This is a genomic window from Solibacillus silvestris, from assembly GCF_051967575.1.
In the GTDB taxonomy this organism is placed as follows: Bacteria; Bacillota; Bacilli; order Bacillales_A; family Planococcaceae; genus Solibacillus; species Solibacillus silvestris_B.
In genome coordinates this window covers 152,663-164,359 of the sequence record NZ_JBQCJW010000008.1, presented here as the reverse complement: position 1 = coordinate 164,359, position 11,697 = coordinate 152,663, and the positions used below count along the sequence as shown (strand labels likewise).

Annotated in this window: 9 protein-coding genes; 2 read left to right on the top strand and 7 right to left on the bottom strand. The window is 38.7% G+C overall.

Translation table 11 applies throughout. The features are described from left to right. Positions 1-409 precede the first annotated feature (409 nt). The 7 genes from ACTHOQ_RS07855 to dnaA form a co-directional block, all read right to left on the bottom strand. Positions 410-1,510: an HD-GYP domain-containing protein gene (locus tag ACTHOQ_RS07855; RefSeq protein ID WP_440495279.1), complete on the bottom strand. Its 1,101-nt coding sequence runs from the start codon at positions 1,508-1,510 to the stop codon at positions 410-412. Positions 1,511-1,690: 180 nt separating this feature from the next. After that, the gene (gene gyrA / locus ACTHOQ_RS07850; RefSeq protein ID WP_440495278.1) at positions 1,691-4,189 is read right to left on the bottom strand and encodes a DNA gyrase subunit A; all 2,499 of its coding nucleotides are present in this window, start codon (positions 4,187-4,189) and stop codon (positions 1,691-1,693) included. Positions 4,190-4,217: 28 nt separating this feature from the next. Beyond that, on the bottom strand, positions 4,218-6,143 hold the full coding sequence (gene gyrB / locus ACTHOQ_RS07845; protein ID WP_440495277.1) for a DNA topoisomerase (ATP-hydrolyzing) subunit B: 1,926 nt from the start codon (positions 6,141-6,143) through the stop codon (positions 4,218-4,220). 73 nt (positions 6,144-6,216) lie between these two features. Beyond that, entirely contained in the window at positions 6,217-7,335 is a 1,119-nt protein-coding gene (gene recF / locus ACTHOQ_RS07840) for a DNA replication/repair protein RecF (protein ID WP_440495276.1), read from the bottom strand. Positions 7,336-7,338: 3 nt separating this feature from the next. Further along, positions 7,339-7,575 (bottom strand): S4 domain-containing protein YaaA, encoded by a 237-nt coding sequence (gene yaaA, locus ACTHOQ_RS07835; RefSeq protein WP_440495275.1) that lies wholly within the window; start codon positions 7,573-7,575, stop codon positions 7,339-7,341. 123 nt (positions 7,576-7,698) lie between these two features. Beyond that, complete coding sequence (gene dnaN / locus ACTHOQ_RS07830; RefSeq protein WP_440495274.1) at positions 7,699-8,835, bottom strand: DNA polymerase III subunit beta; 1,137 nt, start codon at positions 8,833-8,835, stop codon at positions 7,699-7,701. A gap of 171 nt (positions 8,836-9,006) precedes the next feature. After that, positions 9,007-10,350, bottom strand: a complete 1,344-nt coding sequence (gene dnaA / locus ACTHOQ_RS07825; RefSeq protein ID WP_440495273.1) for a chromosomal replication initiator protein DnaA — start codon at positions 10,348-10,350, stop codon at positions 9,007-9,009. A gap of 687 nt (positions 10,351-11,037) precedes the next feature. Here dnaA and rpmH point away from each other — a divergent pair. Together rpmH and rnpA are read left to right on the top strand one after the other, a co-directional pair. Further along, a complete protein-coding gene (gene rpmH, locus ACTHOQ_RS07820; RefSeq protein WP_008408389.1) occupies positions 11,038-11,172 on the top strand; it encodes a 50S ribosomal protein L34 in 135 nt (44 codons plus the stop codon). A gap of 95 nt (positions 11,173-11,267) precedes the next feature. Beyond that, positions 11,268-11,609: a ribonuclease P protein component gene (rnpA, locus tag ACTHOQ_RS07815; protein WP_339174583.1), complete on the top strand. Its 342-nt coding sequence runs from the start codon at positions 11,268-11,270 to the stop codon at positions 11,607-11,609. The last annotated feature ends 88 nt before the right edge of the window (positions 11,610-11,697 follow it).

Genomic DNA, 11,697 nt, shown 5'->3' with positions numbered 1-11,697 from the left:
AAAAGCTGAAATCTATTGTTTGCTTCATTTAAGAAGCTTGTTTCATTAACGTTGCTTGTTCAGTTTTCAAGGTTCATAGCGTTGTCCAAGTGACAACTTTTATATCTTATCACCATTCGATATGCTTTGTCAACACTTTTACCGAAAAGTTTTTTGTAGTGAAGCACTTATTCGTGCGACAACTTTTAAAATTATAATACATCCTCTTAATAAAGTCAACTATTTTTAAACATGTTACTGTTTTAAATTGTTATCTCGTAAGGACTCTTAATATAATATCATCTATAATTAACAACGTCAACAGTTTATTTCAAAAATATCTCCGCTGAAAATTACCCATATTATAAAAACATTAAAAGAGAGCTGCATCATCATAATATGAATAACAGCTCCCTAGAAAATATTCAAACTAATAGTCCTTTGTAATAACACGTGAAATATAGAAGCTTCTTTTTGTTGAAAGATCAATTATCTCTTCTGTTCGTGTCAATTTTATAAAAGGACGTGTAGGTGAGTACTTATTAATAAACATTACTTCGCCTAACTCTAAATTCGATAGTTCAATTTTCGTGCCAATCGGTAAATCCGCTACAATATCAACTAAAGCTTGAACTACTTTAATATCGAATTTGCCAAACTCCTCTTCCTTGATCATTTCGATTACTTTAAAAGGCGATTGCTTAGAACGGTATAAGCGCTCACTTGTCATCGCATGGAAAACATCTGCTACTGCAATGATTTGAGCGAAATTCGAAATGGATCCAATACGATCGCCTTTTGGATAGCCGCTTCCGTCCAATCGCTCATGATGCTGATAAATGGCAACCTTCATAATATCTTTAATGGCAGGAACATTTTTGATTAACATATAGCTATAGTAAGGATGTTTGCGCACTTCCATAAACTCTGCTTCTGTTAATGCATTTTTCTTTTCGCGAATGCGTGTCGGGATGCGTGACATGCCACTATCCGCTAATGTACCTGCAATCGCTAATTGAATAGTATCACCACGTTCAAAGCCTAATTTTTTTGCCATTACCGCGGCGATTAATCCTGTTGCGATGCAGTGATGGTATAAATAATCTTTTGGATTGGAATAGCTGTTTAAATCAAATATATACGAACGATCCTCTAAAACCTTCTCCATTAACGGAATAATCATCCCGCGGACTTTTGTAAGGTCAATTTTCCCGCCGGCTTCCCAATTCACAAATTCCTTTTTCAATTGTGCGATGGCATCATTATAATATTTTTCAAAACCTGTATATTTAGGCAACAAAATCGGCGATGCAGGAGTTTCAGCATTTTCTTCATTTGTTTTTAATTCTTCCATTTCAACATCGTTGTATACTAATATTGTTTTTAAATTAAATAATTCAAATACGCGCAGATGCTCAGGCTTTACTTTTGTATTTTTGTAAATAATCGGATATTGTGTATTGGCATATATATCTTCTGCGATTATCTTGCCTAATCGCAATTCCTCGACTCTCATAAATATTGCTTCCAACTTCACAACCCCTTACACTCATTATTTCATACTTTTTTTAATAAGTTATTAGTGTATATAAATATAAAATTCAATTTTTCAACTTTGATCATACACAATTTATTATAACGAATGGAAAATAAATTACAAACAAAAAAAGTAATCTAGATAGTAAAAACTGTCTAGATTACTTTTAAAATTTTACTCTTCTGCAGCGGAACTTGACTCTTCTTCAGAATCGGACTCTATATCTTCCTCGTCTGGAGCATCATCATCTTTCTTCACACGAGCTACTGTCGCTACTAATTCATCTTCGGCAAGTCGTATTAAACGAACGCCTTGTGTGCTACGGCCGATTATAGAAATATCATTCACATCCATGCGAATTAACATACCGTTAATTGTGATCAACATAATGTCTTCTGTGCCATCCACCGCTTTTACTGCACACATTTTACCGTTCTTATCTGTAATTTGCATCGTTTTCAGACCAAGACCGCCGCGGCTTTGCAGACGGTATTCTGATTCAGGTGTGCGTTTGCCGTAACCTTTTTCTGTAACGACTAAAATTTCCTGACCCGGTTCGATAATTTCCATTCCTACTACATAATCGCTTTCGCGCAGTTTAATACCGCGCACACCGGCTGCGGAACGTCCCATTGAACGAATATCTTCTTCTTTGAAACGAACGAGCATCCCTTCACGTGTTCCAATAATAATTTCCTTCGTCCCATCTGTTAAATGCACCGAAATTAAATCATCGTCTTCACGTAATGTGATCGCAATCAAACCATTTGTACGAATGTTTGCAAACTGATCAACAGGGGTACGTTTCGTTACACCTGTTTTTGTTGTGAAAATGAAGTATGCATCTTCTTTGAATTCAGAAACCCGGATCATCGCTGTTACATGCTCGCCTTTATCGATATTTAATAGGTTCACGATCGGCAAACCCTTTGCTTGGCGGCCGAATTCAGGGATTTCGTACCCTTTCGCGCGGAATACTTTACCTTTTGATGTGAAGAAAAGGATTGTATCATGTGTTGACGTGAATAATAAATGCTCTACGAAGTCATCCTCATTTGTTCCCATACCTTGCACACCGCGGCCTCCGCGCTTTTGCGAGCGATATGTGTTCGCAGCTAAACGTTTAATATAGCCATTATGCGTTAATGTAAGAACTGAGTTTTCGCGAGGAATCAAATCTTCATCTTCAATCATTTCCAGACCGCCAGCTGTAATTTCTGTACGGCGTGTATCATTGAAGCGCTCTTTAATTTCTGTCATTTCATTACGGATAATTTCAATGACCTTTGCCTCATCTGCCAAAATCGCTTTCAATTCTTCGATAAGTCGCAGCAGCTCTTGATACTCGGCTTCAATTTTTTCGCGCTCCAATCCACTTAAACGAACAAGGCGCATATCTAAAATTGCCTGTGCTTGGCGTTCGGATAAATTAAAGCGCTCCATTAATTGGGGTCTTGCTTCTTCTCCGCTGCGAGACGCTCGGATAATAGAAATAATTTCATCAATATGATCAAGCGCTATACGTAAACCTTCTAAAATATGTGCACGTTCCTCAGCTTTTCGAAGTTCGAATGCAGTACGACGTTTAATAACTACTTTCTGATGTTCTAAGTAATGATATAGCACTTCTTTTAGACCTAAAACTTTCGGCTGTCCATCCACTAACGCTAGCATATTTACACCAAAGCTTGATTGCATCGCTGTTTGCTTAAATAAGTTGTTCAGCACGACGTTTGCATTTGCGTCACGTCGCACTTCTATAACGATACGCATACCATTGCGGTCCGATTCATCGCGTAAGTGTGTAATGCCATCAATTTTTTTGTCGCGCACCAATTCAGCAATTTTCTCGATTAATTTTGCTTTATTTACTTGGTAAGGTAATTCATGCACCAAAATCGTTTCTTTGCCGTTTGAAGCTTGCTCAATTTCTACTTTTGCGCGGATTGTTAAGGAACCTCGCCCTGTTTCATATGCGCGGCGAATACCTGAGCGGCCTAGAATAATTCCCCCTGTCGGGAAGTCCGGTCCAGGAATGATTTCCATTAGCTCTTCTGTCGTGATGCTTGGATTATCCGCTACTGCCAATACTCCATCAATCGTTTCACCGAGCTGATGCGGCGGAATATTTGTCGCCATACCTACCGCGATTCCTGATGCACCGTTCACTAAAAGGTTCGGATAGCGTGCCGGCAAAACTTTCGGCTCGTTTTCGCTGCCATCATAGTTTGGCTCATAATCAATCGTGTCTTTGTTAATATCACGCAACATTTCCATTGCGATTTTTGACATGCGCGATTCGGTATAACGCATTGCTGCGGCGCCATCGCCATCAATCGATCCAAAGTTGCCGTGCCCATCAACAAGCATGTAGCGATAGCTGAAATCCTGCGCCATACGCACCATTGCTTCATAAATGGAAGAGTCACCGTGCGGGTGGTATTTACCCATTACATCACCGACAATACGCGCACTCTTTTTATATGGTTTATCCGAAGTATTCCCAAGCTCCTGCATGCCATATAAAATACGGCGATGTACAGGTTTCAGCCCATCTCGCACGTCTGGCAAAGCACGCGATACGATAACGCTCATCGCATAACTTAAGAAAGATGATTTAATTTCGGTTGTAATATTTTTTGACTCTATATGTCCATGTTGAATGTCAGACAAAATAAGAACCTCCTTCCAATTGCACTAATTAAACATCCAAGTCCTGCACGTATACTGCGTTTTCTTCGATAAAGTCACGACGCGGACCTACTTCATCCCCCATTAATGCATCGAAAATTCTATCGGCTTCAATTGCATCATCCAATTCCACGCGGATTAACGTACGGTGCTCTGGATCCATTGTTGTATCCCATAATTGTGCTGCGTTCATTTCCCCTAAGCCTTTATAACGCTGTACGTTTGGCTTCGGCAATTTTGGCAGACGTTCCAATATTTCCTCTAATTCCTGGTCCGAGTAGCAATACTCCAAATGTTTGCCTTGTTTCACTTGATATAGTGGGGGCTTTGCCGCATATACATAACCAGCCTCGATCAATGGACGCATGAAACGGAAGAAGAATGTCAATAATAATACGCGAATATGCGCACCATCGACATCGGCATCCGTCATGATAATAATTTTATGATAGCGGGCTTTTTCCAAATTGAACTCTTCTCCAATACCCGTACCGAAAGCAGTAATCATCGCACGGATTTCGGCATTCGATAAAATGCGGTCCAAACGCGCTTTTTCCACATTCAAAATTTTACCGCGCAAAGGCAAAATGGCTTGGAAATGGCGGTCACGGCCTGATTTTGCCGATCCGCCGGCAGAGTCGCCCTCAACGATGTAAATTTCCGATTCAGCAGGATTCGTTGATGAACAATCCGCTAATTTACCAGGCAGGCTTGAAACTTCCAATGCGGATTTACGGCGTGTAAATTCACGCGCTTTCTTTGCGGCAACACGTGCACGGGCTGCCATCGTACCTTTTTCAACGATTTGACGTGCAACAGATGGATTTTCCAGCAGGAAACGTTCAAAGCCTTCTGAAAACAATGAGTTTGTAATTTGGCTTACTTCAGAGTTTCCGAGTTTTGTTTTTGTTTGCCCTTCAAATTGAGGGTCCGGGTGCTTAATCGATACGATCGCTGTTAAACCTTCGCGGACATCTTCACCTGTAAGATTAGCATCCGCTTCTTTAATCAAACTTCCCTTTCGCGCATAGTCATTAATAACACGCGTTAAAGCAGTTTTAAAACCTGATTCGTGTGTACCGCCTTCATACGTATTAATATTATTGGCAAATGACATAATTGTTGAGTTAAAGCCTGCATTATACTGCATGGCGATTTCAACAGAGATGCCTTCCTTTTCGCCAAATACATCAATCGGCATATGAATCGGTTCTTTGTTTTCATTAATATGCTCTACATATTCGCGAATACCGCCTTCAAAGTGGAATGTTTCCGAACGTTCTTGCCCTGTACGCTCATCAGCTATCGTTAAGCTGATTCCACGATTCAAATAAGCTAACTCACGGATGCGTGTCGCTAAAATATCGTATTCATATGATGTTGTTTCTTTGAAAATTTCGCTGTCCGCCTTAAAACGAGTCGTTGTGCCTGTATGGTCTGTTTCACCAATTACAGTTAATTTTTGCACAGTATGGCCGCGCTCAAAGATTATTTCATGGATTTTGCCATCGCGGTGTACTTGAACGATCGTCTGGCTCGATAAAGCGTTTACTACAGATGCGCCTACACCGTGAAGACCACCTGATACTTTGTAGCCCCCACCGCCGAATTTACCGCCGGCATGAAGCACTGTCATAATTACTTCAACAGCAGGCATACCCATTTTTTCTTGAATATCCACTGGGATACCACGGCCATTATCTTCCACGCGAATCCAATTTTCCTGTTCGATCGTTACCGTTATGCCTGTACAATAACCTGCCAATGCTTCATCAATACTATTATCAACAATTTCCCATACTAAATGGTGCAATCCTTTTGAACTTGTCGAACCAATATACATCCCTGGACGTTTTCGAACAGCCTCTAATCCTTCTAATACTTGTATTTGATCCGCATCATAAGATTGCTGGACTTTATTATCTTCTAAAGTCACTATTGTTCACCTACTCTTTCATAACTATCAGTATGCTTCTTTTTTATCTATTTTCATGCATTTCCCCATGTATTTATGATTGTTCAATTGTCCCTTGTTTTACATGGAACAATTTTGCGTGCTGTATTGTTTCATGATGAATGCCTTCCACACTTGTTGTAGTAACAAAGGTTTGGACCTCCCCTTGGATTGTGTTCAATAAATGGGATTGGCGATAATCGTCTAATTCGGACAATACATCATCCAGCAATAAAATCGGCGTTTCTTTCGTCTCTTGTTTAATGAGTTCGATTTCGGCAAGCTTTAATGATAGTGCCGTCGTACGCTGCTGTCCCTGTGAACCGTAAATTTGCACGTCATATTCATTGACGAAAAACTGCAAATCATCCCGGTGAGGACCTATTAGCGTAACCCCCCGCTCAATTTCGCGCTGTTTTACTTCTTCCAGCTTTCTTGTTAAGTAGTCCGCCATTTCTTCCGCCGACCAGCTTGCCTCCATCCCCGAGACCGGGCGGTATTTTATGACAAGCTTTTCCAGTCCCCGTGAAATGCCGAAATGAATTGGTTCTGCCCAGGCTTGCAGGAGTTCCATGAATTGGAATCTTTTACGGATAATTTGTATGGCTGCTTGCACATATTGCTCTGTATAAATATCAAACATCACATCTGCTGCGAGAGATGGTTTGCCTTGGTTCTTTTTTAATAAATGATTACGTTGTTTTAAAACTTTTTGAAATGTTAGTAAATCATGTAAGTAGACAGGCGAAATTTGCCCTATTTCCATATCGATGAATCGTCGGCGAATTTGTGGGCTGCCTTTTACGATATTCAAATCTTCCGGTGCAAACATAACAACATTCATCTGTCCGATATAATTGCTTAATTTAGTTTGTTCAAGATGATTGATTTTACCTTTTTTACCTTTTTTTGAAATCGTTAATTCGATAGGAACACCACCGTAACGCTTATTTACCACACCTTCTATTTTACCATAATCCGCATCCCAACGTATTAATTCTTTATCGTTCGCGGTACGATGAGATTTGGCCATCGCCAGTACATAGATTGATTCCATTACATTTGTTTTTCCTTGAGCATTTTCCCCAATAAAAACATTGATTTTATTTGAAAAATCCAGTGTCAGCGATTCATAGTTACGATAATCTGTTAGCTGCAAGCGCTCGATGTTCATGAATTAATTTTCTCCGTTTTCAATGAATGCATCGACAATTTTAAAGCGACCAACGCCTGGAATATTAATAACATCCCCATGGCGCAGTTTTTTCCCTCGGCGATCTTCTACTTCCCCATTCACAAACACTTCATGTTCACTTAAAAACCACTTTGCCATACCACCGGAGCTAATCGCATCCGTCATTTTCAAGGCCTGGCCAAGCGTAATAAATTCTGTATCAATTACTAATTCATTCAACGTAATTCATCCTCCACATAAATAAAGTCTTATCATTCTATCATACCTAAAAATCGCCCATAAGTAAAAAAGGAGTGTCAGAAAAAACAAATTTCCGGACACTCCTCAGCTATTTTATAAATTTTAATACGTACGTACTGGCAATATTAATTGCAAAATTGCATCATCTGCAACAGAGCGCAGAATGAATGGACGCATTGCACCTGTGAATTCAATGACTACATCTTGGCCATCAATCGCTTTTAAAGCTTCCATCATGTATTTCGCGCTAAATGAAATTTTTAGAGCTTCCCCATCAAGACCTTCCACTTGAATTTGCTCTTCAACTTTACCAATTTCAGGGGAGTTTGACGAAATTTCGACCATTTGATTTTCAAGTATTTCAAAACGAACGACATTATTGCGGTCTTCACGCGCCAAAAGTGATGCACGATCGATTGCTTGCAATAAAGATTTCCCGTTAATTGTAATCGTCGTTTTAAACTCCTCAGGAATTAAACGAGAAGTATCTGGGTAGTTCCCTTCCAGAAGACGTGAGAAAAATAGTACATCATCTGTTTTGAACAATACATGTTGGCTTGTTAAGACGATCTGGACAGGATTATTTGTATCTTCCAAAATTTTGTTTAATTCATTCAGGCTTTTCCCTGGAATTACGACAGAAGTAATATCTACTGGTAAATTTTCAAGATTCACTTTACGACGCGCTAAACGGTGGCTATCCGTTGCGACGCATATTAATTCATCCCCATCAACTTTCCAGTTTACACCTGTCAATACCGGACGGCTTTCAGATGTGGCAACAGCAAATACAGTTTCACGAATAATCGATTTTAATAAATCAGCCGGAATTGCAAATTGGCGATTTGCCGCAATTTCAGGTAATTGAGGATACTCTGTCGCATCGCTGCCAATAAGGTGGAATTCCGATTTGCCTGAGCGAATAATTGTCGCAAAGTTATTCGTAATTTCAATTTCGACTTCATTTGTAGGCAATTTACGGATGATTTCGTTGAACATGCGCGCTTGTAGGACAATAGAGCCTGTTTGCGTGATATTCATAATTTGTTCGCCATTTTCTTCCACTGGAATGAATGTTTGGATTGTAATATCCGCGTCACTGCCAGTTAATGTTATACCTTCATTTGTTACATCAATTTTAATCCCGGTTAAAATAGGAATCGTCGTTTTGGAGCTAACCGCTTTCATAACATCATTTAAGCCAGCTAAAAGACGATCACGTAAAATATCAAATTTCATAAGTTTACCTCTCTTATATAATTAATTATTTATAAAAAGATATTAATAGATATAGTAATAGGGCCTGTGGATTTGTGGATAACTACTGTTTTACACGATGATGAAAAGCTATCCACATGTTGATAAGCTGTGAATATAAGTGTGCAAAAAAGAAGAAGTTATACACAAGTATTACTTGCCTAGCATACTGCGAATTTGTTTAATATCTTGCTGTAGTTGCTGATCCGTTTTAATTAATGATGAGATTTTTTCGTGTGCATGGATAACTGTCGTATGATCACGCCCGCCAAATTCCTCGCCAATTTTAGGCAATGAAAAATCTGTTAGTTCGCGGGATAAATACATTGCAACTTGACGCGGGAAAGCGATTGATTTTGTACGTCGCTTTGCCGAAAAGTCTTCTAATCGAATATTGTAATGTTCTCCTGTCGCTGTTTGGATATCCAAAATCGAAATCATGCGCGGTTTTGAGTTTGGCATAATATCCTTTAAAGCCTCTGCAGCAAGCTCAGGTGAAATATCGGTGTTCACCAAAGAAGAATAGGCAACTACACGAATTAATGCCCCCTCCAATTCACGAATATTCGTATCTACTTGATTTGCAATATAAAGCATCACTTCATTCGGAATATCGAGCCCGTCCGCTTTTGCTTTTTTTCGTAAAATTGCAATACGCGTCTCTAAATCAGGCGGTGCAATATCAGTAATTAATCCCCATTCAAAGCGGGAACGTAAACGATCCTCCAATGTTGGAATTTCCTTTGGTGGCCGGTCACTTGAAATGACAATTTGTTTCGATTCTTCATGCAATGTATTGAATGTATGGAAAAATTCCTCTTGTGTTGATTCTTTACCAGCTAAAAATTGAATATCGTCAATTAATAAAACATCAACATTGCGGTATTTATTGCGGAAATCGATAGTTTTATTATCGCGGATGGAGTTGATGAACTCATTCGTGAATTTTTCGGACGACAAATATACGACATTCGCTGTTGGATTATGTTCCTTTACGTAGTGGCCAATTGCATGCATTAAGTGTGTTTTGCCTAAACCTACCCCCCCGTATATAAAGAATGGGTTATATGCTTTTGCCGGCGCCTCTGCTACAGCCAAGCTCGCTGCATGGGCAAAACGGTTGCCGGAACCGATGACGAACGTATCAAATGTATATTTTGGATTAAGCATACCTGGTGTTATGTCATGCTGGTCATTTGATTTTGCTTGGGTAATCGGCGGTGGTAGTTCAAAGTCGTCTGCAACTTGATCCTTCTGAACGACAAATTTTATAACGAGATCTTCTCCAGTTAACTCATTTAATATTCCTGTAATCATATGAATATAGTATTGTTCAAGCCAATCACGGGCAAAAGAGTTAGGAGCTGAAATTGTTACTTTCATGCCGCTATGGGCAAGGAGTTTTGTCGATTTCAGCCATGTATCAAAGCTCGGTTTTGAAATTTTTTGTTCAGCTTGGGCAAGTACTGCATTCCATAGGTTTTCTAAATGTTCCAAGCTCGTTCTCCCTTTCATTAAGTCATTTCACATTTTGTTTCGTATATTAGAAAGATGCATCTCATTCAAAATAAAAGAGATAATGGTCTTTTTTTATGTGAATTTTCTTAGAAACTTATACTTTCTATTTGTCGAAAAAAGAAAAACTCTGTTAAAGGAAATAGAAAAAACAGAGCTATTATATAGACATTTTACAAATAAAAAACGCTTCATACACATAACCACAAGTTGTGGATAAATGTTATTCAATTGCACGAGAAATCTTTGTCCACAGATTATCAACAATTGTGGATAATATATTTCCCAGAAAAGAATTCCACAAAGTAAAACACAATTATCGTATCAAATAAAGTAAGCTATTTCAATACTTAAACGATCTTATCCACATAATCATAAGATATACACGTGACAGTTGTCCACAGGGGTGTTGTATGTGAAAAAGCTGTAGATAACGGCTGTGGATAATTTTTAAAGCGCAAAAAGCTATTCACAGGCATATATTCAATTTATTTTAAGTATTGTGGATAACTCTGAAATCGCTTGAATGATAGGATTGTGTGGCTGGTAGACGGAAAATGAGAAAAAATTAATTGAAGGATTGACAAAGCGGTATTATTATTTATATAATATCATGGTCTGTATGTAGAAATAGATATAGTAACACTCGAATTCAGGAGGTGTATATAAATGAAACGCACGTATCAACCTAAAAAACGTAAGCATTCTAAAGTTCACGGCTTCCGCGCTCGCATGAGCACAAAAAACGGCCGTAACGTATTAGCTCGCCGTCGTAAAAAAGGAAGAAAAGTATTATCAGCATAAGTCCACTGAGCCACATCAGTGGTCTTTTTTTTCTTTTAATTGTTTCAATGAAGCAAAAAAAGTACCAATGATTAGATGGAGCAGGTGAATGGATCATGAATAAACGCCAACGTATAAAGAAAAATGAAGATTTTCAAAAGGTGTTTAAAAAAGGTAAGTCCTTTGCGAACCGCCAATTTGTTGTATATTGCTTGAAAAAGGAAGAGCAACAGGCGTTTCGTATTGGCTTATCGGTAAGCAAAAAAGTAGGAAATGCGGTCACTCGGGTTCAAGTGAAGCGCTATATTCGCCAAGCTTTTCTAGAATTGAAAGATGAAGTTAGACAAGATATGGATTATGTTATTATCGCCAGAACACAGGCGGCCACATTGGATTTTCACGAAACAAAAAAAAGCTTGCAGCATGTTTTAAAAGTTGCAAGAGTATATAAAGGGTAGTTTTACCCATAAAAGGTTTACTATAAAATTGTTCAAGAGTTTGAAATAAAATAGAAGTAAAATTGAAATTATCAGAACAATTAGTAGT